The organism is Ralstonia sp. UNC404CL21Col, from assembly GCF_000620465.1.
Classification (GTDB): Bacteria; Pseudomonadota; Gammaproteobacteria; order Burkholderiales; family Burkholderiaceae; genus Ralstonia; species Ralstonia flatus.
Genome location: NZ_JIBE01000007.1, coordinates 62,886 through 88,480 on the forward strand (window position 1 = coordinate 62,886; position 25,595 = coordinate 88,480).

Sequence of the window (25,595 nt, forward strand, 5' to 3'; positions counted from 1 at the left end):
GAAATCTTGACTGTCCTTATGGACGACGCAGATACCTCACGTCTGACCGCATTATGTGCCAGCGTTGACGGATTCCGGAAACCCTTTCTGGCTCTGGGCCGCGATTTGCGGCCAAGTTGTTGCTCATGGGCAACACGCGCCGAACCCCTCGGGAAGGGGGGCGCAACCCGCTTTTTGCGCGGTGGCACAGGGGCTGGCGGGCGATTGCGCCTCCTTTCCCGCGCACCAAATTTGGCAATCGACGGCCGCTCCGATTTGTCGCCTTCGCGCCACGTTATGACGATAAGTGACTTTTAATTCTCTTTTATCGACCAAGGGCGGCGCGCCATCTCTTCAGGAAATCGGCACGGCGGAGCTGATCTTGATGGGCGAGTAAACCCGGGCCGACCGGGATGGGCCGATGCGTGTTGCCAAGCTCGGCGAGCAGGCGCTTCGCAGTGAGCCCTGTCTCAACGTCCTGGCGCAGCGAAAACAGGAACGCGCGGTCCGCCATCACGCTCTGGCCGTCGCGCGAGAGCATGAAGTCGAGCCAGAGGCGTGCGGCATTCGGGCGAGCGGCGCGCCGTGCAATAAAGGCGACCCGCGTCGCGACCAGCGTGTAGTCGGTGGGCATCTTGATGGCCAGCGCCGGATTGCGATCGGCGTAGCGCGCGGCATAGGAACCGATCACGTCGTAGGCGAGCAGGCTTTCGCCCGAGGCGACGCGCTCCAGCATCGCGGCCGTGGTGATGTACAGGTTGACGTTGACCCCACCCAATGCCTTGGCAACATCCCAGAACACCGGCGTTGTGCGCGCATCTTCGGCGGCGAAAAGGAAGGCTGAGCCGGAGTGCTCGATGTCGTACGAGGCGACGCGCCCGCGCAGCAAGTCCCGATGGCCATTCAGAATGCGGGCGAAGTCGGCGTGAGTGGAAGGAATCAACTCCGCCGGCAACTGGCGCGCGTTGTAGACGAAGACGACCGGCTCGTAGCTCGTGCCGTACGCCTCGTTCTTCCAGATGGCCCACGACGGCAGGTAAGGCCGCTCGGGCGAGGCATACGGGAGTGCGTGCCCGTCGTTCACAAGCTTGAACTGCTCGGGCATGGCCGAACTCCAGACCACGTCGGCGCCGGGTGACCTGGCGGCAAATTCCGCGAGGAAGCGGCGGTAGAGGTCGTCGCTGTTCTGCTCGCGGTAATCGACGGTGATGCCAGGGTAGCGCGTTTCAAAGGCGCGGATCAGCGGGTACGCTGCCGAGAAATCCGTCGTCGAATACACCGTGACACGGCCTTCGCGGCGCGCGGCGTCGACCATCGCGCCGTAGTCGCGCGGATAGTACGACGGCAGCTCCGGCGTCGATCTCGCCAGCCACTGGGCATGCGCCCCTCGCGCAACCACGCCGCTTGCAGCCAGCAATGCGGCGGTCTGACAAAGCCAGCGGCGACGGGAATTTAGGATGAACGACATGCCGGTTGAAGCGCTACGGGAGCCGCATCCCGTAGACAGGGAGATCGAGATGCGGGCGCCACGCATTATCATGAAAAAGTAGTCAGAACGATATTGAGAGACACCCGATGCGGATTTTGCTGGTGGAGGATGAGGACGAATTGGCGGCCTGGCTGGCGCGTGCGCTGGCGCAGAGCGGCTTCGTGATCGAGCGTGCTGCCGATGGCGTCATCGCGGAAGCCTTCCTCGGCTCCGGAGAATTTGATGCGGTGGTGCTGGACCTGCGCTTGCCGCGCAAGGATGGCTTTGCCGTGCTGGCCGACATGCGCGCGCGTGACGACCGCACGCCGGTGCTGATCCTAACGGCGCAGGGCGCGCTGGATGAACGCGTGCGCGGGCTCAATGCCGGCGCGGACGATTTCCTCACCAAGCCGTTCGCGCTGTCTGAGCTGGAAGCGCGGTTGATGGCGCTCATCCGCCGCAGCCGCGGCCGGGCGTTCCCGCGTCTGCGTTGCGGGCCGCTGGAGTTCGACACCGGGCGCAAGGCATTCCTGCTGTCGGGCGAGCCGCTGGCGCTCACGCCGCGTGAGCACGCCGCGCTGTCGGCACTGCTGCACAAGACCGGCCAGCCGATCAGCAAGGTGCATTTGTTCGACAAGGTCTTCAACCTGGACAGCGATTCGAGTCCAGACGCAGTGGAGGTGGTCGTGCACCGCCTGCGCAAGAAGCTGGCTGGCATGGGCGTACAGATCGTCACTGTGCGGGGACTGGGCTACATGCTCGAAGCCGGCGACGGTGAAACGCCAGCCGCGGGCGACAGCAGCGCATGATGCAGCGGCTCGCCCGGCTTCGGCTGCCGCGCAGCCTCAAACTCACGCTGCTCTGGTTGTTGCTGCCGGGGCTGGTGGGGGTGCTGGCCATCGACATCGTTTCGGCGTACCAGGCGCTGCGCGGCGCAACGGATCGCGCGTATGACCGCGCGCTGCTCGGCTCGGTGCGCGCCATCGAAAACGGCGTGACGATCGAGCGTGGGCAAGTGCAGGTCAACGTGCCGTACGTGGCGTTGTCCATGTTCGAATCGACCGCGCAGAGCAACGTCTATTACCGCGTCGCTTTCGAGCCCTTGCCGGGCAAGGCGCCCGAAGCCGCGCTGACCGGTTACGACGATCTGCCGTTGCCCGCCCGGCGGCTGGAAAACGACACCCCGCTCTTCTACGATGCGACGTACCACGACGAGCCCGTACGCGTGGCCGCCGTGGCCAAGCCGCTGTATCAGCCGGGGCTGCCGGCGCGCATCGTCATTCAGGTGGCGGAAACCATCGAGACGCGGCGCGCGCTGCAGCAGGCGGTGTGGCGCGGCACGCTGCTGCGCGATGCGGCGCTGGTGGCGGTCAGCGCGGCGCTGCTGTGGCTCGGCGTGACCGTCGCGCTGCGGCCTCTCAATCGTCTGGCACGCAGCATCGGCGTGCGCGCATCGGATGATCTCCGGCCGCTGGACGCCACCGATGTGCCTGCCGAAGTCCGCCCGCTGGTGGAGGCGATCAACCACCACATTCATCGCTACGCCGAACTTGCGGAGGCGCAAAGCCAGTTCCTTGCCGATGCGTCGCACCAGCTGCGCACGCCGCTGGCTGTGCTGCTTACGCAAGCCGAATACGCGCTGCGCGAGACCGACCCGGCGCGCGTGCGCGAAAGCCTGTCCGCCATCATCGCGCGCCTGCAGTCGACAAACCGGCTGACCACGCAATTGCTCGCCCTCGCCCGCGCACGGCATGCGGGACAGGACGCGCCGGCTGAAACCTTCGACCTGGGTGAATTGGCTCGCGACGTGGTGGTCGATGCGCTGCCGTTGGCGCGCGAAAAACAGCAGGATCTCGGCTGGGACGACGGCGGCCTCGTCATGACGCTGCCCGTCATCGGCTATCCGGCGTTCCTGCGCGAGGCGCTCTCGAACCTCGTGCACAACGCCATCCGCTACACGCCAGCCGGCGGCCGCGTCACCGTGCGCGTCACGGCTGACGGCGATACCGCACTGGTCTGCGTGGACGACACCGGGCCCGGCATGAGCGCCGAAGAGCGCGCGCATGCGTTCCAGCGTTTCCGCCGCGCACACGAGGGCGTAAGTCGCTCGGGTAAACCCAAAGACGCGCCCAAAGATGCCCGCTATGCCGCTGAGGGCTCCGGCCTCGGTCTGGCCATCGCACGTGCCTATGCAGCGCGTAGCGGCGGGCAAATCGAATTGGCCGACGGGGAGCCGAACGAGCACGGCGGCGTCGGTTTGTCTGCGCGGATTCGCGTACCGCTGGCAGGCGCCGCTGCGTCTGCCGAACATGCTGCGACGCAGCAGCCGCAATGAAAGCGTGACGAAAGCGCGCGATTTCTATAATCCGCCGCACCTGGGGCCATCCGCCCGAGCTACACGCACCACGCCATAAGTAGCCGGCCCCACACCATCACAAGCAAACAGGAGACAAACCCATGCTTCGTGGCCGCTTTACGCCCGCGCACGCCGCTCTCGCTTCAATTGCCGCTGCCGCACTGACCCTCAGCACCGCCGCCGTCGCGCAAGTCCCGGCCGGCTATCCCGCCAACTACGCCGACACCATCGCCGCCGCCAAGAAGGAAGGCAAGGTGGTCGTGTACGCGACGACCGACACCAAGGCCGCCGATCCGCTGATCAAGGATTTCGAGTCGCTCTACCCCGGCGTGAAGGTCGAGTACAACGACATGAACAGCAGCGAGCTGTACAACCGCTTCATCAGTGAGCAGGCTGCAGGCGGCGCGTCGGCTGACATGATGTGGAACTCGTCGATGGACTCGCAGCTCAAGCTGGCGCAGAGCTACGCGATGAAGTACGACTCGCCGGAAGTGCAGAACCTGCCGAAGTGGGCCGTCTACAAGGGCCTGGCTTACGGCACCACGTACGAGCCGGCCGTGTTCCTGTACAACAAGCGCCTGATCAAGGACAGCGAAGTCCCGCAGACGCACGCCGACTTCGCCAAGCTGGTGGCCAGCCAGCCCGAACGCTTCAAGAACAAGGTCACGACGTACGACATCGAGAAGTCCGCCGTCGGCTTCATGATGGCCGCGCAGGACAACGTCGACTCGCCGCAGTACTTCGACTTCGTCAAGGCCGTGGGCCCGAACCTTGTGCTGCAGTCCTCCACCGGCACGATGATGGAGCGCGTGGCCTCGGGCGAAAACCTGGTGGCGTACAACATCCTCGGTTCGTACGCGATTGCACGCGCCAAGAAAGATCCGTCGATCGGCATCGTCTATCCGAAGGACTACACGCTCGTGGTGTCGCGCGTGGCGATGATCGCCAAGAAGGCCAAGAACCCGAACGCGGCCAAGCTCTGGCTGGACTACATCCTGTCCAAGCGCGGCCAGGAAATCCTCGCCAACAAGTCGGATCTGCACTCGCTGCGCGAAGACGTGACGGGCGAAGCCACCGCCGCCGGCCTGAAGAAGGTTCTGGGCAACACGATCAAGCCGATTCCGGTGGACGAATCGATCCTGGCGTTCCTGGAACCGAAGAAGCGTCTGGATTTCATCAAGCAATGGCGCACCGCCGCCGGCCGTTGACCTGATCCGCTGATCATCGGCACTCCACTCATCTGACCGACCTGCCGGCGCCATCCGTACCTGGCGCCGGTTCCTCCTGGAGGCACCATGCGTTCTCTAGCGCAAGACCGTGCCGCCGCTCGCCAAGTCTCTCCCAAGCGCTCGCCCTGGACGCGTGTGGGACAGGCTTTGCCGCGCGGCGTGGTCATTCTGCTTACCGCGCTGGCGATTTTCACGCCGCTGGCGCTGATCTTCTACCAGAGCTTTCTGTCCGCGCCGTTCTTCATGCCCGACGCGCTGGCGGGGCTGGATGCGTATCGCTTCATCTTTACCGATTCGGATTTCTGGCACGCCTTCGAGAAATCCGCCGCGCTGGCGTTCGGCCTGGCGGTGATCTCGGTGCCGCTGGGCGGCATCCTGGCATTCCTGATGGTGCGTTCGGACCTGCCCGGCCGCCGCATTCTCGAACCGCTGCTCATGATTCCGGTGTTCGTCTCGCCGATGGTGCTGGCGTTCGGCTACGTGGTGTCCGCCGGCCCCGTGGGCTTCTACACGGTGTGGTTCAAGAGCCTGTTTGGCGGCGCGCCGTGGAACGTGTATTCGTTCACGAGCATCATCATCATTGCCGGCCTGACGCACGTGCCTCACGTGTATCTGTACGTCTCGTCGGCGCTGCGCAGTCTCGGTTCGGACGTGGAAGAAGCCGCGCGTATCGCGGGGGCATCGCCGCTGTCGGTGGCGCTGAACGTGAGCCTGCCGATGGTGCGCCCCGCCCTGCTGTACGCCGCCGTGCTGGTGACATTCCTGGGCTTCGAGGTGTTCGGCCTGGTGCTCGTGCTGGGCGATCCGGAAGGTCACCTTGTGCTGGCGACGTATCTGTACAAGCTGACCAACAAGCTCGGCACGCCGGCGTACCACCTGATGGCCGCCGTGGCGGTCTGCCTCGTGATGGTGACGTTCCCGCTGGTGCTGCTGCAACGCTACATGCTGAAGTCGGCCAACCGCTTCGTTACCGTCAAGGGCAAGGTCACGCGCAGCCGCCCGCTTCCCCTGGGCAGCTGGCGCTGGCCGGCGTGGGCGGTGGTGGTGCTGTGGTTCTTCGTGACGGTGGTGGTGCCGCTCTCGGGTATCGCCCTGCGCGCCTTCGTGTCGAACTGGGGTGAAGGCGTCTCGCTGGTGGAGGCCTTCTCGACCACGGCATTCCAGCAGATCTTCGCGCAGCCGCAGTTTCTGCGGGCGATGGTCAACACGGTGCTGATCGGCGTGATCGGCGGCGCGCTGGCGGTGGGCTGCTACACCTGCATCGGCCTGGCCATGCACCGCAAGCCGGATGGCTGGACGCGCTTCCTCGATTACAGCGTGCTGGTGCCCCGTGCCATTCCGGGTCTGCTGGCCGGCCTGGCGTTCCTGTGGGTGTTCCTGTTCGTGCCGAACTGGATCGAGACCGGACTGACCGACAGCGGCCTGCCCTTCGCCAACTGGATCATCGAAAACATCGTGCCGAGCCTGCGCGACCTGCGCAGCACGATCTTCAGCGTGTGGATCGCCTACACCGTGGTGTGGCTGGCCTATGGCCTTCGCTTGATCTCGGCCGCGCTGCTGCAAGTGGGTCCGGAACTGGAAGAAGCCGCACGCTCGGTGGGCGCCACACGCGCCCGCACCACGCGCGACGTGACGGTACCCCTCACGCGCTACGGCTTGCTCGGCGCATGGCTGCTGATCTTCCTGATTTTCGAGCGCGAGTACTCGACCGGTGTGTACCTGCTGTCGCCGGGCACCGAGACGATCGGCTCGATGCTGGTTTCCCTGTGGGCGGGCGGCGCCATCGATATCGTCGCCGCGCTGTCCTTCGTCAATATCGTGCTGGTGGCCGTTGGCCTCGGCATCGCACTGCGTTTCGGAGTGAAGCTCCATGATTGAACTCACTGTCAACGACCTGCACCTGCAATACGGCAACAACCCGGTTCTCAAGGGTGTCTCGATGCAGCTGCAGAAGGGCGAGGTCGTCTCGCTGCTGGGCCCGTCCGGTTCGGGCAAGACCACGCTGCTGCGCGCTGTCGCCGGCCTCGAACAGGCCAGCCAGGGCAGCGTAAAGATCGGCGATCGGGTCATGTTCGACGGCGCCAAGAAGCTCGACGTGCCGGCCGAAGGGCGCAACCTGGGCCTGGTCTTCCAGTCCTACGCGCTGTGGCCGCACAAGACTGTGGCCGAAAACGTCGCCTACCCGCTCAAGTTGCGCAAGACGCCCGCCGCGCAGATCAAGGAACGCGTGCAGGCTGTGCTGCAGCAACTGGGCCTCGGCCATCTCGGCGAGCGCTTCCCGAGTCAGCTGTCCGGCGGACAGCAGCAGCGTGTGGCCATCGCGCGCGCCCTGGTCTATAACCCGCCTGTGATCCTGCTCGACGAGCCGCTCTCCAACCTCGACGCCAAGCTGCGCGAAGAAGCGCGTGCCTTCCTGCGCGAACTGATCGTGCGCCTGGGCCTGTCCGCGCTGATGGTCACCCACGACCAGAGCGAGGCGATGGCCATGTCCGATCGCATCCTGCTGCTGAACAACGGCGTGATCGAGCAGCAAGGCACGCCCGAAGAGATGTATGGTGCGCCGCAGACGCTGTTTACCGCCGAGTTCATGGGCAGCAACAACCGCATCAACGGCAAGATCGCCGAAGTGCGCGACGGCATGGCCCGGCTGGTGGACGAGACCGGAGGTTGGTCGCTGTGGGGCGTGGCGCGCGGCGATCTGAAGCCGGGCGCGTCGGCGCACGGCGTGATCCGCCTGGAGCAGGTGCGCGTGGGCGTCGACAACGCCGACAACACCATCCACCTGCCGCTCGCGACGCGCATGTACCTGGGCGACCGCTGGGAATGCCTGTTCCGCGCCACCGACGACAGCGGCGCAACGGGCACAGGCCTGCGCGCCTACTCCGCCAGCGCCCCGAGCGACGGCAAGTACGCGCTGACCTTCCCGCGCGAACAGTTCTGGCTGTACGCCGCCTGAAAAACGCAGCAACAGCAGATTCGTCGGCAACAAAAAAAGGCAGCCTCGGCTGCCTTTTTCTTTGGCTGATGCGGGATCGATCCGTCAGTCCTTCACCACGGGCAAGTGCTCCGGATTGTTCTCCGGTGCCGTGGTGTTACGGATAAAGATGGCCGCCAAGATCAACCCCAGCTCATACAGCAGCCACAGCGGCACCGCCAGCAACAGCTGCGACATCACGTCGGGCGGCGTCACCACCGCGGCGATCACGAAGGCGCCCACCACGACGTACGGCCGCGCCTGTCGCAGCTTCTCCAGGCTCACGATGCCAAAGCGCACCAGCACCATCACGACTACCGGTACCTCGAAGGTGATGCCGAAGGCGAGGAACGTGGTCATGGCGAAGCTCAGGTACTTGTCGATGTCGGTGGACATCTCGGCACCCAGCGGCGCGTTGTAGTGCGCCATGACCTTGAACACCGTCGGGAACACCAGGAAATACGCAAACGCCACACCGCACAGGAACAACACGTAGGTGCTCACCACCAGCGGCATGATCATCCGCTTCTCATGCGTGTAGAGCCCCGGCGCCACGAACCGCCAGATCTGGTACAGGACCCACGGCAGTGCGATCAGGAAGGCAGCCAGCAGCGTCACCTTCATCGGCACGAAGAACGAACCTGTGACGTCCGTCACGATCATGTGGCCGTTCTTGGGCAACGCCTGGATCAGCGGCCGCGAGAACAGATTGAAAATATCCGGCGCCCAGTAGACCAGGCCCAGAAAGATCAGCAGCACGCCGGCACCGGCCTTGACGATGCGCTCACGCAATTCGACCAGGTGCGAAATGAAGGTTTCCTGCGCGCCGTCCTCGGGCGACTCTTGCGGATCGAGCGGAGCGGCACTCATGTCGGGTGGGAAAGGGGGAAGTCAGGACGCGGCACCGCAAACACGGCTCGCGCCCGGAAGATCATTCGAAGAAGGAGCGCGCACGCGACTGTGCGGCAACGATGGGCGGACGGTGGCGCTTGACGCGTGCCGCACCCGATTGCGCCCACATGCGCACGCCCTGCTTCTGGCGGTACCACTTGGGCATCGAGAGCTGCTTGTTGCGCCAGCTGTTACGGCCGTTGCGCGACTTGCCCGGCGCGGGGCGCCAGTCGGGCGCGGAGGTCGACGTCTGGGCCGGGTCACCCAGCGCCTCGTTCAGGCGCTCGTTGATCTCGGTCGTGTGCTTGCTGACCTCCTGGTGGATGGTCTGCTCGACATTGCGCGCGGCCTGCTCGAAGTCGGTGCGCATCTTGCGCAACTCCTCAAGCTCGATTTCGCGGCTGACTTCGGCCTTCACGTCGGCGATGTAGCGCTGTGCGCGGCCAAGCAGGGCGCCAGCGGTCCGCGCCACCTTGGGCAGACGCTCGGGCCCGATGACGACGAGCGCCACCATGCCAATCAGCGCCAGCTTGGAAATGCCGAGATCGATCATCGGTCAGCGCGCGTCGATGCTCAGCCTTGCTTGGACTTGTCGCGCGCTTCGACGTCGATCGTCGTCGAATCGTGCAGCTCGCGCGGCGGCTGGCTGGCCGTCTGCTGCGGTGCTGCGGGCTTGTCTTCCGCCCCTTCCTTCATGCCGTCCTTGAAGCCCTTCACGGCGCTGCCCAGATCCGAACCGATGTTGCGCAGCTTCTTCGTGCCGAACACCATCATGATGATCACCAGCACGATCAGCCAGTGCCAAATGCTAAAGGAACCCATGTCCTACTCCCACGTAAATACGGCTGGCGGCGCCGCAACGATGGCGGCGCCATTGGTTGAGTTTACGGATTTGCGTACATCGGCTTGCTGTCATTCAGATACAGCCAACCCTTCACAATACGATACAGCATCCAGATGCCCAGAGCCCACAGCACGGCAAAGCCGATGAAGGCGACGGGAATGAGCAGCACACCGACCACACCCCACAGTACGCACCACCAGAACGAACGGATCTGCCACCGAAAGTGCGACTCATACAGGGTGCCGCGCACATCGTCGCGCTTAACATACCCGACGATGATGGCAATCAATGCAGTGATACCGCCGGTCAGCCAAAAAATGGCGTAGAGGGCATACAGAATATGCGTCAGGCGACGCAAACCGGCCAGGCGCTCCGCGTCGTCCGTCACCACCACTGCTGCTCCGTATTTGTCCACGCCACCTCCCTGCGACGATTCGCCACCGTGTTCAGTCACCCGCTGCGTCGCGCGCCTGCGACTTGCGCAGCGCTTTTTCTTCCAGACCGGAAAGCCCTTCGCGGCGCGCCAGTTCGCTTACAACATCGTCCGGGGTAAGACCGAAATGCGACAGCAGCACCATCGTGTGGAACCACAGATCGGCCACTTCGTAGACGACCTTGCTGCGTGCCTCGTCGGTCATGCCGGCAGCGCGGGCGTCCTTGGCGGCCATGACGGTCTCGGTGGCTTCTTCACCGATCTTCTTGAGGATCGCATCGTCGCCTTTGTTGAAGAGGCGGGCGATGTAGCTCTTCTCCGGGTCGCCGCCATTGGCGAGCTTGCGGGATTCGAGCACCTCGCCCAGGCGGCGCAGGGTGTCACTCATGATTGTGGCCGGGCTTGCCGGCGTAGATGTCGTCGGGATTCTTGAGCACGGGCTCGACGGTGTGCCAGTCGCCGTCTTCCACATTGCCTTCGAACTTCTGGAAGAAGCAGGCGTGGCGGCCAGTATGGCAGGCGATACCGCCGACTTGTGTGACACGCAGCAGGACCACGTCTTCATCGCAGTCGAGGCGGATTTCGTGCACCTTCTGGATGTGGCCGGACTCCTCGCCCTTATGCCACAGACGCTTGCGCGAGCGCGACCAGAACACGGCCTCGCCCGTTTCCACTGTCTTCTGAAGCGCCTCGCGGTTCATGAAGGCGAACATCAGGACGTCGTTGCTGCCCTGCTCCTGCACGATCACCGGCACCAGGCCGTTGTCGTCCCAGTGGACCTTGTTCAGCCACTTCTTGCTCATAGTCCGATCCGTACTGGAATGCCCTGCTCTGCCATGAATTGCTTGGCCTGGCCGACGGTGTATTCGCCGTAATGGAAGATGCTCGCCGCGAGCACTGCATCGGCGTGGCCTTGCTGGATGCCGTCAGCTAGATGCTGCAGGTTGCCCACGCCGCCCGAGGCGATGACCGGAACCGGCACGGCGTCCGACACGGCGCAGGTCAACTCCAGATCGAAGCCGGCCTTGGTGCCGTCCCGGTCCATGCTGGTCAGCAGGATTTCGCCGGCGCCGCGCTGTGCCATTTCACGCGCCCACGCCACGGCATCCAGGCCCGTGCCTTTCCGGCCGCCGTGCGTGAAGACTTCCCAGCGCGGGGCCTCGCCTTCGGCCGACACCTTCTTGGCGTCGATGGCCACGACGATGCATTGCGCGCCATGGCGGGCGCTGGCGTCCGAAACGAGTTGCGGATTCGCCACCGCCGACGAGTTCATGCTGATCTTGTCCGCACCGGCGTTGAGCAGCCGGCGCACGTCTTCCAGCGCGCGCACACCGCCGCCCACCGTCAGCGGAATGAACACCTGCGAAGCCACCGCCTCGATGATGCCCAGCATCAGGTCGCGCCCGTCGGACGTGGCCGTGATGTCGAGGAAGGTGATTTCGTCGGCGCCCTGCTCGTCGTAGCGGCGTGCGATTTCGACGGGGTCGCCGGCGTCGCGCAATTCGACGAAGTTGACGCCCTTGACCACCCGGCCGTTGGTCACGTCCAGGCAGGGGATGATTCGTTTGGCTAGCATGATGAGGCGGGCGCCGGAGCGCCCGTTGTGCACGGCTGGATCAACGATCAGGCCGCGCCGAGTTTGTCCGCAAGGGCTTGCGCTTCCTTGAAGTTCAGGTCGCCCGAATAAATGGCGCGGCCGCAGATCACGCCTTCCACGCCATGCTCTTCGACCGCGCACAGATGGTCGATGTCCTTCAGGTTCGACAGGCCGCCGCTGGCAATGACCGGAATCTTCACCGACTGCGCCAACTTGACGGTGGCATCGATGTTGATGCCCTGCAGCATGCCGTCGCGGCCGATGTCGGTGTAAATGATGCCTTCGACGCCGTAGTCTTCGTACTTCTTGGCGAGGTCCACGACTTCATGGCCAGACAGCTTGCTCCAGCCGTCGGTCGCCACCTTGCCGTCCTTGGCATCGAGCCCAACGATGATATGGCCGCCGAATGCCGTGCAGGCGTCCCGCAGAAAACCCGGGTCCTTGACCGCCGCCGTACCGATGATCACGTACGACAGGCCGTCGTCGAGCCAGCGCTCGATGGTGCCCAAGTCGCGGATGCCGCCGCCGAGTTGCACGGGGATCTCGTCACCCACCTCGGCGAGGATGGCCTTGACGGCCGCCTCGTTACGAGGCTTGCCGGCGAAAGCGCCGTTCAGATCGACCAGATGCAACCGGCGCGCGCCTTGTTCGACCCAGTGCCGCGCCATGGCGGCCGGGTCTTCCGAGAACACGGTGGCTTGATCCATATCGCCTTGTTTGAGGCGCACACACTGACCGTCCTTCAGGTCGATGGCCGGGATGAGCAACATAAGCGTGACGACAGAGTTGAGGGGGAAAATTTAAAAGGGCGAAAAATGGATTCGATTGCGACGCCACGGCGGGCGTCACGGATTCCAGTGCACGAAGTTCCGGTAGATCTGCAGGCCGGCTTGCGCACTTTTTTCCGGGTGAAACTGTGTTGCAAAAATATTATCCCGGGCGATGGCGCAGGTAAACCGCACGCCGTATTCGGTCTCTCCGACCGATTCGTCGGCATTGGCGGGCCGCGCGTAGTAGCTATGCACGAAATAGAAGTAGCTCTGGTCTGGCACCCCTTCCCAGAGGGCGTGGGCACGACTCTGGTGCACGCGGTTCCAGCCCATCTGAGGCACTTTGTACCGTGAGCCGTCCGGCTGCAACTGGCCATCCAGATCAAAGCGGACCACATCGCCTTTGATGAGACCCAGACCTTCGGTGTATTGCTGGCCGGGGCGCGCCTCGGTGCTGCGCTCCAGCAACATCTGCTCGCCTACGCATACGCCGAGCATCGGCTTGCTCCGCGATGCCTCCAGCACCGCGTCGCGCAGGCCGGATTGGTCGAAGGCCGCCATGCAGTCGGGCATGGCGCCTTGCCCTGGCAGCACCACGCGATCAGCGGCGCGGATTTCATCCGCTTGCGCACTGATGCGCACATCGGCCTGGGGAGCAACGGCCATCAGGGCTTGCGCCACCGAGCGCAGATTGCCCATGCCGTAATCGACGATTGCGATCTTAGTCATGACTTAACTTAGGCCCGAAGTACGGGCAACAGGGTTTTCAGCCCATCAACGATGAATTCCACGGCCAGCGCCGCCAGGATCAGGCCCATCAACCGCGTCCCGACGTTGATGCCGGTGCGGCCGATCACACGGGCGATCGGCTCGGCCGCGCGCAACACGATCCAGACCACAGCTGCAATCGCCACACCGACGCCCGCCAGGAGAAACAGGTCCCACCAGTGCTTGGTTTTGCCGGCGTAGACGATGACCGTGCTGATCGAGCCGGGGCCCGTGAGCAGCGGAATCGCCAGCGGCACAACCGCAATGCTGGCCTTGGCACCGGCCTCGTCCTCTTCTTCGGGCGTCGCCTTGGTGCGGCTGGTCTGCGCATTCAGCATGTTCAGCGCGATCATGATCATGATGATCCCGCCGCCAACCTGCAGCGAACCTACCGAAAACCCGAAAAAGCCGATGATCTGCTCGCCCAGCAACGCCGACAGGCCGATCACGATCGCCACCGAAATCGACGCGACCTTGATGGTGCGGCGCTTCTCCTCATCCGTCTGGCTCTCGGTCAGACTGATGAAGAACGGGATCGCGCCGATCGGGTTGATCAGCGCGAGCAGCGAGAAAAAGCTTTTGGTCAGATCCATCGGATCGGCGGCCGGTTTTGGAGTCGGGTAGGCGCGGCCAGGCCGACGCAGTGATTTACAGGGCGCCCTTGGTCGACGGAATCGTGCCGGCTGCGCGCGGATCGATCTCGACCGCCATGCGCAGCGCGCGGCCGAAGGCCTTGAAGACAGTCTCGATCTGGTGGTGCGCGTTGACGCCGCGCAGGTTGTCGATATGCAGCGTCACGCCGGCATGGTTGACGAACCCGCGGAAGAACTCGATGGACAGGTCCACGTCAAAATTGCCGACGCGCGCGCGCGTGAACGGCACGTGGAACTCCAGGCCCGGACGGCCGGAGAAATCGATGACCACGCGCGACAGGGCTTCGTCCAGCGGCACGTAGCTGTGGCCGTAGCGCACGATGCCCTTTTTGTCGCCGATGGCCTTGGCGACGGCCTGGCCCAGCGTGATGCCGACGTCTTCCACGGTGTGGTGATCGTCGATATGGGTGTCGCCGGTGGCCGAGACGTCCAGGTCGACCATGCCGTGACGGGCGATCTGGTCGAGCATGTGGTCGAGGAAGGGGACGCCGGTGTTCAGCGTCTGCTTGCCCGTGCCGTCCAAATCAAGGGCGACGCGGATCTGCGTTTCAGAGGTGTTGCGAGTGACCTCGGCACGGCGGCTCATGGGGCTTCCTGCATCGATGCGACAAAGGCATCGATAAATTGCGCGTTTTCTTCGGGATTGCTGACCGTCACGCGCAGACAATTGGTCAACAACGGGTGCATTTTACTGACGTTTTTAATCAGAATCCGCCGATTGAGCAGGCGCTCGAACAAGGCGGCGGCATTCGGCACGCGCAGCAGGATGAAATTCGCCGCGCTGGGGAACACCGTCACGCCCGGCTGCGCCGACAGCACATCGATGAGCTTGGTGCGCTCGGCGCGCAGGGTGGCTGCCTGGGCATCGAGCACGTCCACGTGTTCGAGCATGAACTGGGCGGTCGCCTCGGTCAGCACATTCACGTTATACGGCGGGCGCACCTTGTCCAGTTCGGCGATCCACTTTGGGTGGCCGGCCACGTAGCCGAGGCGGATGCCGGCCAAGCCCAGCTTGGAGACGGTGCGCATCACCAGAAGGTGATCGAAATCGCGCAGGCGCGGCATCCAGCTGTGTTGCGCGAACGGCTGGTAGGCCTCGTCGACCACCACCAGGCTCTGGCACACCGGGCCGCGTGCGGCGCGGATGATCGCGTCCATGTCGGCCGCGTCGAACAGGTTGCCCGTCGGGTTGTTCGGATACGCCAGGTAGATGACGGCGGGCTGGTGTTCGGCCATGGCCGCCAGCATCGCTTCACGGTCGAGCGTCAGGTCCGCCTTGAGCGGTACGCCGACAAAGTTCAGGCCCAGCAGCTGCGCCGACATCGCGTACATCACGAAGCCCGGCACTGGCGCCAGCACGGTCGCGCCCGGCTTGGCCGCGGCAATGGCGATCAGGCTGATGATCTCGTCCGAGCCGTTGCCCAGCAGCACCTCGGCGCCGGCCGGCACGTGCATCACCTGCTTGAGCTGCGCCTTCAGTGCGTCGGCGGTCGGTACCGGGTAGCGGTTGAGCGCGACTTCAGCCAGGCGCTTGCCCAACGCGTCGCGCAGCATCGCCGGCAGCAGATATGGGTTTTCCATCGCGTCCAGCTTGACCCTGCCGGTCGCGTCGGGCACGTGGTACGCGCCCATGGCGCGAACGTCGTCGCGCACGATGCGCGCGAGCAGGTCATCCAGAGAGGCTTGGGCCGAAGCGGTGGCGGTCATCGTCGTGCGGCGGAGGTTATTCGGACGTAGGGCGTTGCAGGCGATATTCGGCGCTGCGGGCATGCGCCTGCAGGCCTTCGCCGTAGGCCAGCTCGGCAGCAATCTCGCCCAGCATCTGCGCGCCGGCTTCGCTCACCTCGATCAGGCTCGAGCGCTTGATGAAGTCGTACACGCCCAACGGCGACGAGAAGCGCGCCGTGCGCGACGTGGGCAGCACGTGGTTCGGGCCTGCGCAGTAGTCGCCCAGCGATTCGCTGGTGTACTTGCCGAGGAAGATCGCGCCGGCGTGGCGGATACGCTCGGCCCACTGGCGCGGGTTCTCTGCCGAAATCTCCAGATGCTCCGGCGCGATGTCGTTGGCGATGTCGCACGCCTCTTCCATGTCGCGCACCTTGATGAGCGCACCGCGGCCCGACAGCGACTCGGCAATCACGCTCCGGCGCGGCATGTCTTCGAGCTGACGGTTGATGCTGGCTTCCACCTGCGCGATGAACTCAGCGTTCGGGCACAGCAGAATCGACTGAGCCAGCTCGTCGTGCTCGGCCTGCGAGAACAGGTCCATCGCCACCCAGTCCGGATCGGTCGTGCCATCGCAGATGACGAGGATTTCCGATGGACCGGCAATCATGTCGATCCCAACCGTGCCGAACACGCGGCGCTTGGCCGCCGCCACATAGGCGTTGCCGGGGCCGACGATCTTGTCGACGGCGGGGACGGTCTCCGTGCCGTAAGCCAGCGCACCCACAGCCTGCGCGCCGCCGATGGTGAACACGCGGTCCACCCCGGCGATGCACGCCGCAGCCAGCACGAGGTCATTGCGCACGCCACCGGGCGTGGGCACAACCATGATGATTTCCTTGACGCCCGCCACGCGTGCCGGGATCGCGTTCATCAGCACCGACGACGGGTATGCCGCCTTGCCGCCCGGCACGTAAATGCCTACGCGGTCGAGCGGCGTCACCTTCTGGCCAAGCACCGTGCCATCGGCCTCGGCGTATTCCCAGCTGTGCGTGCCGCACTCGATCTTCTGCTTCTCGTGATACGCACGCACGCGGGCGGCGGCGGCTTCCAGCGCCGCGCGGCGCTTGGGCTCCAGGCCGTCCAGCGCAGCCTGCAGCACGGTCGGCGACAGTTCCAGCGCGGCTACGCTGTCGGCTTCGATGCGGTCGAAGCGGTGCGTGGCTTCCAGCACGGCAGCATCGCCGCGCGCCTTCACGTCGGCCAGGATCTGCGCAGCGGCGCGGTCGATGGCTTCGTCTTCGCTCGCTTCGAACGCGAGCACCTGGCGCAGTTGCGCCGCGAATCCGGCGTCGGCCGAATCCAGCTTACGAATGGTCAGGCTCATGCGGGTTCCCCAGCACGCTCGTCCTGGGCGGAGGCGCGCTCGAAAGCGTCGAGGATGGGCGCCAGCCGGTCACGCTTGAGTTTCAGCGCGGCCTGGTTGACAACGAGTCGGGACGAGATCTGCACGATCTCCTCCACCTCGACGAGGTTGTTCGCGCGCAGCGTGCCGCCCGTGCTGACGAGGTCGACGATGGCGTCAGCCAGGCCCACCAGCGGGCCCAGCTCCATCGAGCCGTACAGCTTGATCAGGTCGACGTGCACGCCCTTCTTGGCGAAGTGCTCGCGCGCGGTATTCAGATACTTCGTCGCGACCGACAGGCGCGCGCCCTGGCGCACCGCGTTGGCGTAATCGAAGCCCTTGGGCACCGCCACCGACATGCGGCAGCGGGCGATGTTCAGGTCGATGGGCGCATACAGGCCCGCCATGCCGTGCTCCATCAGCACGTCGCGGCCGGCCACGCCGAAGTCCGCCGCGCCGTATTGCACGTAGGTGGGCACGTCGGAAGCGCGCACGATGATCACGCGCAGCGCAGGGTCGGAGGTCGGCAGGATCAGCTTGCGCGAGGTTTCCGGATCTTCGGTCACCTCGATGCCGGCGGCCTTCAGCAGCGGCAGCGTCTCTTCAAAGATGCGCCCTTTGGACAACGCCAGCGTGAGCTGGTTGGAGGCGGACTGGAATGCGTTCATGACCGGCGGGTTCCTTACCTTACGCTTGAATGCGGCGGATCTTGGCGCCGACAGCGGACAGCTTGTCTTCGATGCGGTCGTAGCCGCGATCAAGGTGATAGATGCGATCGACCAGCGTCTCGCCCTGCGCAATCAACCCGGCGATGACGAGGCTGGCCGAGGCGCGCAGGTCGGTTGCCATGACGGTCGCGCCCGACAATTGTTCGACGCCCGTCACCACGGCCGTCTTGCCGTCGATCACGATATTGGCGCCCAGGCGGTTCAGTTCCTGCACGTGCATGAAGCGGTTTTCGAAGATGGTCTCCGTTACCGTGGCAGAGCCTTCCGCAATGGCGTTGAGCATCATGAACTGCGCCTGCATGTCGGTCGGGAACGCCGGGTACTCCGACGTGCGGAAGCTCACGGCCTTGGGGCGGCCCGTCATCTGTACACGGATCCAGTCGTCGCCCGTGGTGAGCGTCACGCCGGCTTCGCGCAGCTTGTCGAGCACGGCATCGAGGATGCCCGGCGGCACGCCGCGCAGCGTCACATCGCCGCCGGCTGCTGCCACAGCGCACAGGAACGTGCCGGCCTCAATGCGATCGGCAATCACGGTGTGGGCGGCGCCATGCAGTGCTTCCACGCCCTGGATGACGAGGCGGTCCGTGCCGATGCCGTCGATGCGCGCGCCCATCTTCACGAGCAGATTGGCGAGGTCGGTGACCTCCGGCTCGCGTGCGGCGTTTTCGAGCACCGTTTCGCCGTCGGCCAGTGCGGCTGCCATCAGCAGGTTTTCAGTGCCCGTGACCGTCACCATGTCGGTGACGATGCGGGCGCCACGCAAGCGCTTGGCGCCATCAGCAAGTTTGGCTTCGATGTAGCCGTGTTCGATCACGATCTCGGCGCCCATCAGCTGCAGGCCCTTGATGTGCTGATCGACCGGGCGCGCGCCGATGCCGCAACCGCCCGGCAGCGACACACGCGCATGGCCAAAGCGCGCCAGCAGCGGGCCCAGCACCAGGATCGATGCACGCATCGTCTTCACTAGGTCGTACGAAGCTTCGGGCGTATGGATGGTCGCAGCGTCGAGCGTGAGGTTGTGACCGTCAAGCACGCCTTCCACGCCCATCTGGCGCAGCAGCTTGAGCATCGTGCGCACGTCCTGCAGGTTCGGCACGTTGCTCAGCGCCAGCGGCTCGGCCGTCAGCAGTGCGGCGCACATGATGGGCAGCGCGGCGTTCTTGGCACCAGACACGCGGATTTCGCCCGACAGCGGGCCATTGCCTTCGATCAGCAGTTTGTCCATGAGCGAGACGTCTCGTCGATCACTGTGGGAGGGGCGCTCGGCGAGCGCAAGGTCGGAATCGGTTGAAACGGTAACCGGGGTGGGATCAAGCTCGGCCATCAGGACTGCCACTCCGCCGGGGTGAGCGTCTTCATGGACAGCGCGTGGATTTCGGCGCGCATCCGCTCACCCAGCGCGGCGTAGACGAGCTGGTGACGCTGGATCAACCGCTTGCCTTCAAATTGCGCGCTGACGATGGTGGCAAAAAAGTGCTGGCCGTCGCCCTCGACTTCGAGGTGCTCGCACGGCAGGCCGGTTTCGATGTACTGCTTGACTTGTTCGGGTGTGGGCAACATGGCCGTCCCTTCTCCTGCAAAACGTTAGGGTGAGCGTCGTTCGTTTTGTTATCGACGCGTCAATGGCGCAGCTTGTAGCCCGTGCGCAGCATCTGCAGGGCCACTCCCCCCACCACGACCAGCGCGATCAGCATCACGCCGAGGCTCGTCGCCACCGGCACATCGGACACGCCGAAGAAGCCGTAGCGGAAGCCGTCGATCATGTAGAAGAACGGGTTGGCGTGGGACACCGCCTGCCAGAACGGCGGCAGTGAATGAATGGAATAGAACACGCCCGCCAGGAAGGTGGCCGGCACGATCAGAAAGTTCTGGAACGCAGCGAGCTGGTCGAACTTTTCAGCCCAGATACCGGCGATCAGCCCCAAGGTGCCCAGCACGCTCGCGCCCAGCACGGCAAACACGATGATCCACAGCGGCTGCGCGAAGTGTAGGTGCGCAAACAAGGTCGTCACGACGAGCACACCGGTCCCCACCGCCAACCCGCGAATGATGGAGGCGCACACATACGCGCCGAACATCTCCCAGTGCGACAGCGGCGGCAGCATGATGAACACCAGGTTGCCGGTGATCTTCGACTGGATGAGCGACGACGAGCTGTTTGCGAATGCGTTCTGCAGCACGCTCATCATCACCAGGCCCGGCACCAGGAAGGCGGTGTAGCTCAACTGGTCGAACACCTTGACGCGATCTTCGAGCACGTGGCCGAAGATCAGCAGATACAGCAGCGCCGTCAGCACCGGCGCGGCGACGGTCTGGAAGCTCACCTTCCAGAAGCGCAGGACTTCCTTGTACAGCAGCGTGCGGAAACCGACCCAACGGCCCGGCAAGCTCTCGGGAATGGCATTCATGCAGCGGGCTCCAGCGCAGAATCGGGAATGGCAGGCGTTTGGGGGCCGACGGGCAATCCGCCTTCGCGGCGCATGATCTGCACGAACACGTCTTCCAGATCGGCCTTGGCGACTTCCATGTCGTCGATCTCGCAGCCGGCAAGGCGGCACGTGGAGAGAATCTGTTCGACCTCGCCGTAGCCCGACAGACGCAGACGCACACCGCGCTCGCCGTGGTTGCCAGGCAGGCGCAGGCTTTCGAGCGATGCCGGCAGCGCGCCCTTCGCAAAGCTCAGCACCAATTGCAGCCCGGCAAATTGCGACAGCAGATTCGCCGTGCGATCGAGTGCAACCACCTCGCCAAACTTGAGCATGGCAATGCGGTCGCACAGGGATTCGGCCTCTTCCAGATAGTGCGTGGTCAGCACGACGGTGTGGCCCTCGCGGTTCAGGCGCGAGATGAATTTCCACAGCGTCTGGCGCAACTCGACGTCCACCCCGGCGGTCGGCTCGTCCAGCACGATCACGGGCGGGCGATGTACCAGCGCCTGCGCCACCAGCACGCGACGCTTCATGCCGCCCGACAGCGCGCGCATGTTGGCGTCGGCCTTGTTGGTCAGGTCCAGGTTGGCCATGACCTCGTCGATCCAGTCATCGTTCTTGGTCAAGCCGAAATAGCCCGACTGCAGGCGCAGCGTTTCGCGCACCGTGAAGAACGGATCGAACACCAGTTCCTGCGGCACCACGCCGAGCTTGCGCCGCGCGGTGCGGTAGTCGGAAACGACGTCGTGACCAAGCACGCGCACGCTGCCGGAATCGGCACGATTCAGGCCCGCGAGGATGGAGATCAGCGTGGTCTTGCCCGCGCCGTTGGGGCCCAGCAGGCCGAAAAACTCGCCCTGCTCGACAGACAGGCTCACGCCCTTGAGCGCTTGCAACGACTTGTAGCGCTTGCGGACGTCAGCGATTTCGATGGCTTTCATGGCCGACAAAGTGAACTACTCTGCGCATATCGTTGCCATGAATCGACGTGGCGATCACGGCAGCGGACGCCGCACACGGCGACGGCAGAGCGACAAACCCAGAATTATAGGGGAACTGGACCAACTCACGGCGTCACCACTGAAGACGCCGAACCGCGAATGCCAGGGACGCCCGCGACGCCCCGGCCGGAGCGCGGCATCGCGATGTCGGGTTCAGGGCAATCGCCCTGCGCCCTGCACCGGACGCCGCCTCAATGTCGTGCGTGATGGTGGTCGGCAGTGGCCGGCGCAAGGGCCAGCAGAGATTCCACGCCGTACAGCGCGGCGAGGTTGGACAGCGCTCGCGGAGCGCCTGCGATATCGAGTGCGATACCGGCATCCTGCGCCGTGCGCTGCCACGACAGCAGCACCGCCAGCGCAGACGAATCGACCTGCGACAAGCCGGCGCAATCGACGTGCAACGCGGCAATGCCGGCTTCGCGCGCCTGACCAAGCTGCGCCTCGCCCTCGCGCAGAACGCGCGGCGCTTCGCGGTGAGTCAGCGGGCCGGACAAGGTCAACATGGCGGAAATGGGGGCACCAGAAAAAGAAACAGCGGCCAGAGCTGACCGCTGTGTCGATTCTACCGGAAGGCGGCTTACTTTGCCGGGCCCTTCTCAAGCTGCGCGTTGCGCTCGTTCAGGAAGCTCACCAGGCCAGCCACCCCGCCGCGCTTGCTGATGACATCGGCAAACTGGTTCTTGTAGGTTTCCGACAGCCACAGGCCGCTGATGTTGATGTCGTACACCTTCCAGCCACCGGCCGTCTTCTCGAGGCGGTAGTCCAAGGCCACCGGCTCGCCGTTGTTGTTCACGGTCGAGCGCACCACGACGTCGGTGTCGTCGGCGGCCGCACGGAACGGCTTGTACGAAACGGTCTGATTCTTCACGTTCGACAGCGCGCCGGCGTAAGTGCGGATCAGCAGGGTCTTGAAGCCTTCCTGGATCTGTTGCTGCTGCTCCGGCGACGCCTGGGTCCAGAAGCGGCCCATGGCGATCTGCGTGGTGCGCTTGAAATCGGCGCGCGGCACAATCTTTTGATCGACCAGCTGGAACACCTTGGCCATGTTGCCGCTGCGGAGTTCCGGATCGCTCTTGATGGTGGTGAGCACATCGTCCACAGCCGTCTTGACGGTCGCTTGTGCGTCGGCTTCTTGAGCATGAACCGGGGCAGCTGCCACGGCTGCCGTCAGCGTGAGGCCTACGAAGAGGGAGCGGAGAAGCTTGTTCAACATATCGCGTCCTTATAGTGTGATTTTCGGGTCGCTTGCAGCACATTCACTGCAATCTTGCTGGCGATTAGAACAGACCGTCCGCTGCCAAGTTCGCGCGGCACGGCCTGTTTTACGCCTTGTCACCATTGTGGCGACGGTGTTACGTGGTCCGCTCAGCGGCGGAATACCGGCCAGTTCGGCGTGAAGCGCTGATACGGCGAAACCGTGGCGTCACCGGTATCCGGCGACGTCTTGCTGTCCTGATCCTCCGGCAGGTTGCCGTCATAGATCAGGTAGCGGCGGCGCTGCAGGTAGGCGTCGCGCAGGAAGGTGTACTTGTCGACCGCGGCCTGCTCGAACACATTGCTCGCGCCGAGCAGATTGGCACGCACATCGATCACACGCAGCGCGGCCAGCGAATAGGTGATCGTGCTGTCGTGCCAGTACGTGAGCGGATCCATCTGCCAGTCGACCAGGAAACCCACGGTGTCACGCGCGGTGCTGGGGCCGAGCAACGGCCACACGACGTACGGGCCGGATGGCACACCCCACACGCCCAGCGTCTGGCCGAAGTCTTCCTTGTGCTTGGGCAGGCCGGCGTCCGATGCAATGTCGATCAGGCCACCCAGACCCAGCACGGTGTTGATCGCCACGCGCATGGTGTCTTCCAGCGCCGCCGTGCCCTTCAATTGCAGCAGGTTGTTGACGGCCGAATAGACATCGCCCGCGTTCGAGAAAAAGTTCGATACCGCAGTGCGCGCCGGCGACGGCACGACATCGACGTACGTCTGGGCAACGGGCTTCAACACGCCCTTGTCGAGGTCTTCGTTGATGCGGAAGACTTCGCGATTGAAGGGTTCCAGCGGGTCTGCCGGATTCGCATTCGGCCCGGTGGCACAGCCGGCCAGCAGCGTGGCGCCTGCGGCCACGGCCAGCGCAAAGCAGCGCAACGTACGGATAGATGTTGTTGTTTTCATGGTTTATTTGCTCCCACTGCCCTCGGCCGGCTTGGCTGCGCCGGCACCGCCATTTCCGCTGCCAGCGCCGGCATCCGCTGCCTTGCTGTAGAGGAACTGGCTGATCAGGTTTTCCAGCACCACCGCCGACTGCGTCATGGTGATTTTGCTGCCGCTGGCCAGCATGGCCGAATCGCCGCCCGGCTCGATGCCCACGTACTGCTCGCCCAGCAGACCCGATGTCAGGATCTTGGCCGAGCTGTCCTTCGGAAATTGATAGCGCTGGTCCATCTCCAGCACGGCAATCGCCTGATAGCTCTTGTCGTCGAACAGGATTTGCGACACACGGCCGACCACCACGCCCGAACTCTTGACCGGGGCACGCACCTTCAACCCGCCGATGTTGTCGAACGCCGCCTTCACCTGGTAGGTCTTGGCAAACGAGAACGAACTCATATTGCCCGCCTTGAGCGCCAGGAACAGCAGCGCGATGATGCCTACCAGAACGAACAGGCCGACCCAGAAATCGAGGACGCTTTTACGCATGATCTTTTCTCGTTGAACGCTAACGACAACCGGCGGCTCAGCTGAACATCAGCGCCGTGAGCACGAAATCCAGCGCCAGCACGGTGAGCGACGCGATCACCACCGTGCGGGTGGTCGCGCGGGAGACGCCTTCCGGCGTGGCCTTGGCCTCATACCCCTGATACAGGGCAATGAAGGTGACCGCCACACCAAACACGAAACTCTTGATGACGCCGTTCAGCACGTCGTCCATGACATCGACACCAGCCTGCATCTGCGACCAGAACGCGCCCGGGTCCACACCAATCAGCCCCACGCCGACGAAGTATCCGCCCAGAATACCAACGGCACTGAAAATCGCCGCCAGCAGCGGCATGGCGATGAAGCCCGCCCAGAAGCGGGGCGCCAGCACGCGGGCCAGCGGATCGACGGCCATCATTTCCATGGCGATCAGCTGTTCGCCGGCTTTCATCAGGCCAATCTCGGCGGTGAGCGAGGTGCCGGCGCGACCGGCAAACAACAAGGCCGTCACCACCGGGCCCAGCTCGCGCACCAGCGACAGCGCCACCAGCAGGCCCAGCGCCTGTTCGGAGCCGTAGCGGTTGAGCGTGTTGTACCCCTGCAAGCCGAGCACGAAACCGACGAACAGACCCGACACCGCGATGATGATGAACGAATCGTTGCCGACGAAGCGCAACTGCTCAACGACCAGACGCGGGCGGCGCAGCACATCGCCGGAAGCGGCAATCAGTGAAATCAACGTGCGTGCGGCGTAGCCGAAGCGGCTGATCAGCACCAGAACGAAGCGGCCGATGGTGGAAATCATCGCGCACCTCCGTCCTTGCCCAGACCGAAGTCATCGGCCAGCGGCGCCCCGGGATAGTGGAACGGCACGGGGCCGTCTGCCTCGCCGTGCACGAACTGGCGCACGAACGGATCGGTCGATGCGGTCAGCTCGGCCGGCGTGCCCTCGGCGGCAATGCCACCGTTGGCAATGAAATAGACGTAATCGGCAATGTGGAACGTTTCCTGTACGTCGTGCGAGACGATGATGCTCGTGGCGCCCAGCGCGTCGTTCAGCTTGCGGATCAGCGAGGCAGTCAGGCCCAACGAGATCGGGTCCAGCCCGGCGAACGGCTCGTCGTAGAGGATGAGCGACGGGTCCAGCGCAATCGCGCGGGCGAGCGCCACGCGCCGCGCCATGCCGCCGGAAATCTCCGAGGGCATCAGGTCGCGCGCCCCGCGCAGGCCGACGGCGTTCAGCTTCATCAGCACCAGATCGCGGATGAGCGGCTCAGGCAGCTCGGTATGTTCGCGCAGCGGAAATGCCACGTTGTCGAACACGGACAGATCGGTAAACAGCGCCCCAAACTGGAACAGCATGCCCATCTGGCGGCGGGCGTCGTACAGCGCGCGCTTGTCCATGGCGCCGATGTCCTGGCCGTGCACGCGCACAGTGCCCGCGGCGGCGCTCACCTGGCCGCCAATCAGCCGGAGAATCGTCGTCTTGCCGCAGCCGGAGCCGCCCATGACGGCCACCACGCTGCCCTTCGGCACGCGCATGCACAGGCCGGACAGGATGCGCCGCGCACCTGGCTGGTAGGCGAAATCGACCTGATCGAGTTCGACAACGGCGTTGGAAGGCTGGGTGGACACGGTGGAGTTCGGTGCAGAGGGCTCGACGGGTTGGCGGCTATGCAGGGCCGCATCTTGTTGTCTTGGCTGCCGCACC

30 protein-coding genes are annotated in these 25,595 nt (G+C 64.5%); 5 read left to right on the plus strand and 25 right to left on the minus strand.

Translation table 11 applies throughout. The features are described from left to right. Nucleotides 1–304: 304 nt before the first annotated feature. On the minus strand, nucleotides 305–1,447 hold the full coding sequence (locus tag N511_RS0115890; protein ID WP_027680217.1) for an extracellular solute-binding protein: 1,143 nt from the start codon (nucleotides 1,445–1,447) through the stop codon (nucleotides 305–307). 107 nt (nucleotides 1,448–1,554) lie between these two features. Here N511_RS0115890 and N511_RS0115895 point away from each other — a divergent pair, with 107 nt between their 5' ends. From N511_RS0115895 to N511_RS0115915, 5 genes are all read left to right on the plus strand, one after another. Beyond that, nucleotides 1,555–2,256, plus strand: a complete 702-nt coding sequence (locus N511_RS0115895) for a response regulator (protein WP_027680218.1) — start codon at nucleotides 1,555–1,557, stop codon at nucleotides 2,254–2,256. Next, entirely contained in the window at nucleotides 2,253–3,782 is a 1,530-nt protein-coding gene (locus N511_RS0115900; protein ID WP_027680219.1) for a sensor histidine kinase, read from the plus strand. Before N511_RS0115895 ends, N511_RS0115900 begins: the two co-directional genes overlap by 4 nt. 122 nt (nucleotides 3,783–3,904) lie before the next feature. Continuing rightward, a complete protein-coding gene (locus N511_RS0115905) occupies nucleotides 3,905–5,011 on the plus strand; it encodes an ABC transporter substrate-binding protein (RefSeq protein WP_027680220.1) in 1,107 nt (368 codons plus the stop codon). A gap of 87 nt (nucleotides 5,012–5,098) precedes the next feature. Continuing rightward, nucleotides 5,099–6,910 carry an ABC transporter permease gene (locus N511_RS0115910; RefSeq protein ID WP_027680221.1) on the plus strand — a complete coding sequence of 604 codons (1,812 nt, stop codon included), beginning with the start codon at nucleotides 5,099–5,101 and terminating at the stop codon, nucleotides 6,908–6,910. Continuing rightward, entirely contained in the window at nucleotides 6,903–7,988 is a 1,086-nt protein-coding gene (locus N511_RS0115915) for an ABC transporter ATP-binding protein (RefSeq protein ID WP_027680222.1), read from the plus strand. The genes N511_RS0115910 and N511_RS0115915 overlap by 8 nt, the downstream gene beginning before the upstream one ends. 84 nt (nucleotides 7,989–8,072) lie before the next feature. Here the strand turns inward: N511_RS0115915 and tatC are convergent, their stop codons facing one another. The 24 genes from tatC to N511_RS0116035 all read right to left on the minus strand — a co-directional run bounded on the left by tatC (nucleotide 8,073) and on the right by N511_RS0116035 (nucleotide 25,519). After that, entirely contained in the window at nucleotides 8,073–8,876 is an 804-nt protein-coding gene (gene tatC / locus N511_RS0115920; protein WP_009241949.1) for a twin-arginine translocase subunit TatC, read from the minus strand. A gap of 61 nt (nucleotides 8,877–8,937) precedes the next feature. Then, on the minus strand, nucleotides 8,938–9,450 hold the full coding sequence (tatB, locus tag N511_RS0115925) for a Sec-independent protein translocase protein TatB (protein ID WP_009241948.1): 513 nt from the start codon (nucleotides 9,448–9,450) through the stop codon (nucleotides 8,938–8,940). Between the two features lie 20 nt (nucleotides 9,451–9,470). Continuing rightward, nucleotides 9,471–9,719 (minus strand): Sec-independent protein translocase subunit TatA, encoded by a 249-nt coding sequence (tatA, locus tag N511_RS0115930; RefSeq protein WP_027680223.1) that lies wholly within the window; start codon nucleotides 9,717–9,719, stop codon nucleotides 9,471–9,473. A gap of 62 nt (nucleotides 9,720–9,781) precedes the next feature. Continuing rightward, nucleotides 9,782–10,156, minus strand: coding sequence for a DUF4870 family protein (locus tag N511_RS0115935; protein ID WP_027680224.1), 375 nt, complete (start codon nucleotides 10,154–10,156; stop codon nucleotides 9,782–9,784). A 31-nt stretch (nucleotides 10,157–10,187) separates the two neighbouring features. Further along, entirely contained in the window at nucleotides 10,188–10,562 is a 375-nt protein-coding gene (locus N511_RS0115940) for a phosphoribosyl-ATP diphosphatase (protein WP_027680225.1), read from the minus strand. After that, nucleotides 10,555–10,977 (minus strand): phosphoribosyl-AMP cyclohydrolase, encoded by a 423-nt coding sequence (gene hisI / locus N511_RS0115945; protein ID WP_027680226.1) that lies wholly within the window; start codon nucleotides 10,975–10,977, stop codon nucleotides 10,555–10,557. The genes N511_RS0115940 and hisI overlap by 8 nt, the downstream gene beginning before the upstream one ends. Then, nucleotides 10,974–11,750: an imidazole glycerol phosphate synthase subunit HisF gene (hisF, locus tag N511_RS0115950; RefSeq protein WP_037027077.1), complete on the minus strand. Its 777-nt coding sequence runs from the start codon at nucleotides 11,748–11,750 to the stop codon at nucleotides 10,974–10,976. The genes hisI and hisF overlap by 4 nt, the downstream gene beginning before the upstream one ends. A 47-nt stretch (nucleotides 11,751–11,797) precedes the next feature. Continuing rightward, nucleotides 11,798–12,541 (minus strand): 1-(5-phosphoribosyl)-5-[(5-phosphoribosylamino)methylideneamino]imidazole-4-carboxamide isomerase, encoded by a 744-nt coding sequence (gene hisA / locus N511_RS0115955; protein WP_004634607.1) that lies wholly within the window; start codon nucleotides 12,539–12,541, stop codon nucleotides 11,798–11,800. 75 nt (nucleotides 12,542–12,616) lie between these two features. Continuing rightward, nucleotides 12,617–13,270, minus strand: a complete 654-nt coding sequence (hisH, locus tag N511_RS0115960) for an imidazole glycerol phosphate synthase subunit HisH (RefSeq protein ID WP_027680228.1) — start codon at nucleotides 13,268–13,270, stop codon at nucleotides 12,617–12,619. A gap of 8 nt (nucleotides 13,271–13,278) precedes the next feature. Continuing rightward, entirely contained in the window at nucleotides 13,279–13,902 is a 624-nt protein-coding gene (locus tag N511_RS0115965) for a MarC family protein (RefSeq protein WP_027680229.1), read from the minus strand. Nucleotides 13,903–13,957: 55 nt separating this feature from the next. Further along, nucleotides 13,958–14,548, minus strand: coding sequence for an imidazoleglycerol-phosphate dehydratase HisB (gene hisB, locus N511_RS0115970; protein ID WP_004634601.1), 591 nt, complete (start codon nucleotides 14,546–14,548; stop codon nucleotides 13,958–13,960). After that, entirely contained in the window at nucleotides 14,545–15,669 is a 1,125-nt protein-coding gene (hisC, locus tag N511_RS0115975; protein WP_027680230.1) for a histidinol-phosphate transaminase, read from the minus strand. Before hisC ends, hisB begins: the two co-directional genes overlap by 4 nt. Before the next feature lie 16 nt (nucleotides 15,670–15,685). After that, nucleotides 15,686–17,014 carry a histidinol dehydrogenase gene (gene hisD, locus N511_RS0115980; RefSeq protein WP_027680231.1) on the minus strand — a complete coding sequence of 443 codons (1,329 nt, stop codon included), beginning with the start codon at nucleotides 17,012–17,014 and terminating at the stop codon, nucleotides 15,686–15,688. Further along, nucleotides 17,011–17,700, minus strand: coding sequence for an ATP phosphoribosyltransferase (gene hisG / locus N511_RS0115985; RefSeq protein ID WP_004634593.1), 690 nt, complete (start codon nucleotides 17,698–17,700; stop codon nucleotides 17,011–17,013). The genes hisD and hisG overlap by 4 nt, the downstream gene beginning before the upstream one ends. A gap of 19 nt (nucleotides 17,701–17,719) precedes the next feature. Then, complete coding sequence (gene murA, locus N511_RS0115990) at nucleotides 17,720–18,985, minus strand: UDP-N-acetylglucosamine 1-carboxyvinyltransferase (RefSeq protein ID WP_027680232.1); 1,266 nt, start codon at nucleotides 18,983–18,985, stop codon at nucleotides 17,720–17,722. Between the two features lie 98 nt (nucleotides 18,986–19,083). Beyond that, on the minus strand, nucleotides 19,084–19,320 hold the full coding sequence (locus tag N511_RS0115995) for a BolA family protein (RefSeq protein WP_024542178.1): 237 nt from the start codon (nucleotides 19,318–19,320) through the stop codon (nucleotides 19,084–19,086). A gap of 59 nt (nucleotides 19,321–19,379) precedes the next feature. Beyond that, complete coding sequence (locus N511_RS0116000; RefSeq protein ID WP_027680233.1) at nucleotides 19,380–20,168, minus strand: ABC transporter permease; 789 nt, start codon at nucleotides 20,166–20,168, stop codon at nucleotides 19,380–19,382. Next, nucleotides 20,165–21,130: an ABC transporter ATP-binding protein gene (locus tag N511_RS0116005; protein WP_027680234.1), complete on the minus strand. Its 966-nt coding sequence runs from the start codon at nucleotides 21,128–21,130 to the stop codon at nucleotides 20,165–20,167. Before N511_RS0116005 ends, N511_RS0116000 begins: the two co-directional genes overlap by 4 nt. A gap of 251 nt (nucleotides 21,131–21,381) precedes the next feature. After that, nucleotides 21,382–21,693: an STAS domain-containing protein gene (locus N511_RS0116010; RefSeq protein WP_027680235.1), complete on the minus strand. Its 312-nt coding sequence runs from the start codon at nucleotides 21,691–21,693 to the stop codon at nucleotides 21,382–21,384. Nucleotides 21,694–21,767: 74 nt separating this feature from the next. Further along, a complete protein-coding gene (locus N511_RS0116015; RefSeq protein WP_027680236.1) occupies nucleotides 21,768–22,403 on the minus strand; it encodes an MlaC/ttg2D family ABC transporter substrate-binding protein in 636 nt (211 codons plus the stop codon). A gap of 152 nt (nucleotides 22,404–22,555) precedes the next feature. After that, on the minus strand, nucleotides 22,556–23,359 hold the full coding sequence (locus N511_RS0116020) for an MlaA family lipoprotein (protein WP_027680237.1): 804 nt from the start codon (nucleotides 23,357–23,359) through the stop codon (nucleotides 22,556–22,558). Nucleotides 23,360–23,362: 3 nt separating this feature from the next. Next, nucleotides 23,363–23,884: an outer membrane lipid asymmetry maintenance protein MlaD gene (gene mlaD, locus N511_RS0116025; RefSeq protein WP_027680238.1), complete on the minus strand. Its 522-nt coding sequence runs from the start codon at nucleotides 23,882–23,884 to the stop codon at nucleotides 23,363–23,365. Between the two features lie 37 nt (nucleotides 23,885–23,921). Beyond that, complete coding sequence (gene mlaE, locus N511_RS0116030) at nucleotides 23,922–24,689, minus strand: lipid asymmetry maintenance ABC transporter permease subunit MlaE (RefSeq protein ID WP_027680239.1); 768 nt, start codon at nucleotides 24,687–24,689, stop codon at nucleotides 23,922–23,924. Then, nucleotides 24,686–25,519, minus strand: a complete 834-nt coding sequence (locus tag N511_RS0116035; RefSeq protein WP_027680240.1) for an ABC transporter ATP-binding protein — start codon at nucleotides 25,517–25,519, stop codon at nucleotides 24,686–24,688. The genes mlaE and N511_RS0116035 overlap by 4 nt, the downstream gene beginning before the upstream one ends. Nucleotides 25,520–25,595: the final 76 nt, after the last annotated feature.

What these genes read in the sequence shown, in the direction of transcription:
- N511_RS0116010 (WP_027680235.1), bottom strand. Translation starts at nt 21,693, where the DNA reads ATGTTGACCTTGTCCGGCCCGCTGACTCACCGCGAAGCGCCGCGCGTT.
- N511_RS0115910 (WP_027680221.1), top strand. Translation starts at nt 5,099, where the DNA reads ATGCGTTCTCTAGCGCAAGACCGTGCCGCCGCTCGCCAAGTCTCTCCC.
- N511_RS0115940 (WP_027680225.1), bottom strand. Translation starts at nt 10,562, where the DNA reads ATGAGTGACACCCTGCGCCGCCTGGGCGAGGTGCTCGAATCCCGCAAG.
- hisC (WP_027680230.1), bottom strand. Translation starts at nt 15,669, where the DNA reads ATGACCGCCACCGCTTCGGCCCAAGCCTCTCTGGATGACCTGCTCGCG.
- hisI (WP_027680226.1), bottom strand. Translation starts at nt 10,977, where the DNA reads ATGAGCAAGAAGTGGCTGAACAAGGTCCACTGGGACGACAACGGCCTG.
- N511_RS0116015 (WP_027680236.1), bottom strand. Translation starts at nt 22,403, where the DNA reads ATGTTGAACAAGCTTCTCCGCTCCCTCTTCGTAGGCCTCACGCTGACG.
- N511_RS0116000 (WP_027680233.1), bottom strand. Translation starts at nt 20,168, where the DNA reads ATGAATGCCATTCCCGAGAGCTTGCCGGGCCGTTGGGTCGGTTTCCGC.
- N511_RS0116005 (WP_027680234.1), bottom strand. Translation starts at nt 21,130, where the DNA reads ATGAAAGCCATCGAAATCGCTGACGTCCGCAAGCGCTACAAGTCGTTG.
- hisG (WP_004634593.1), bottom strand. Translation starts at nt 17,700, where the DNA reads ATGAACGCATTCCAGTCCGCCTCCAACCAGCTCACGCTGGCGTTGTCC.
- tatB (WP_009241948.1), bottom strand. Translation starts at nt 9,450, where the DNA reads ATGATCGATCTCGGCATTTCCAAGCTGGCGCTGATTGGCATGGTGGCG.
- mlaD (WP_027680238.1), bottom strand. Translation starts at nt 23,884, where the DNA reads ATGCGTAAAAGCGTCCTCGATTTCTGGGTCGGCCTGTTCGTTCTGGTA.
- N511_RS0115895 (WP_027680218.1), top strand. Translation starts at nt 1,555, where the DNA reads ATGCGGATTTTGCTGGTGGAGGATGAGGACGAATTGGCGGCCTGGCTG.
- N511_RS0115905 (WP_027680220.1), top strand. Translation starts at nt 3,905, where the DNA reads ATGCTTCGTGGCCGCTTTACGCCCGCGCACGCCGCTCTCGCTTCAATT.
- N511_RS0115995 (WP_024542178.1), bottom strand. Translation starts at nt 19,320, where the DNA reads ATGTTGCCCACACCCGAACAAGTCAAGCAGTACATCGAAACCGGCCTG.
- N511_RS0115915 (WP_027680222.1), top strand. Translation starts at nt 6,903, where the DNA reads ATGATTGAACTCACTGTCAACGACCTGCACCTGCAATACGGCAACAAC.
- hisD (WP_027680231.1), bottom strand. Translation starts at nt 17,014, where the DNA reads ATGAGCCTGACCATTCGTAAGCTGGATTCGGCCGACGCCGGATTCGCG.
- hisF (WP_037027077.1), bottom strand. Translation starts at nt 11,750, where the DNA reads ATGCTAGCCAAACGAATCATCCCCTGCCTGGACGTGACCAACGGCCGG.
- N511_RS0116020 (WP_027680237.1), bottom strand. Translation starts at nt 23,359, where the DNA reads ATGAAAACAACAACATCTATCCGTACGTTGCGCTGCTTTGCGCTGGCC.
- murA (WP_027680232.1), bottom strand. Translation starts at nt 18,985, where the DNA reads ATGGACAAACTGCTGATCGAAGGCAATGGCCCGCTGTCGGGCGAAATC.
- N511_RS0115900 (WP_027680219.1), top strand. Translation starts at nt 2,253, where the DNA reads ATGATGCAGCGGCTCGCCCGGCTTCGGCTGCCGCGCAGCCTCAAACTC.
- hisA (WP_004634607.1), bottom strand. Translation starts at nt 12,541, where the DNA reads ATGTTGCTCATCCCGGCCATCGACCTGAAGGACGGTCAGTGTGTGCGC.
- tatC (WP_009241949.1), bottom strand. Translation starts at nt 8,876, where the DNA reads ATGAGTGCCGCTCCGCTCGATCCGCAAGAGTCGCCCGAGGACGGCGCG.
- mlaE (WP_027680239.1), bottom strand. Translation starts at nt 24,689, where the DNA reads ATGATTTCCACCATCGGCCGCTTCGTTCTGGTGCTGATCAGCCGCTTC.
- N511_RS0115890 (WP_027680217.1), bottom strand. Translation starts at nt 1,447, where the DNA reads ATGTCGTTCATCCTAAATTCCCGTCGCCGCTGGCTTTGTCAGACCGCC.
- tatA (WP_027680223.1), bottom strand. Translation starts at nt 9,719, where the DNA reads ATGGGTTCCTTTAGCATTTGGCACTGGCTGATCGTGCTGGTGATCATC.
- N511_RS0115965 (WP_027680229.1), bottom strand. Translation starts at nt 13,902, where the DNA reads ATGGATCTGACCAAAAGCTTTTTCTCGCTGCTCGCGCTGATCAACCCG.
- hisH (WP_027680228.1), bottom strand. Translation starts at nt 13,270, where the DNA reads ATGACTAAGATCGCAATCGTCGATTACGGCATGGGCAATCTGCGCTCG.
- hisB (WP_004634601.1), bottom strand. Translation starts at nt 14,548, where the DNA reads ATGAGCCGCCGTGCCGAGGTCACTCGCAACACCTCTGAAACGCAGATC.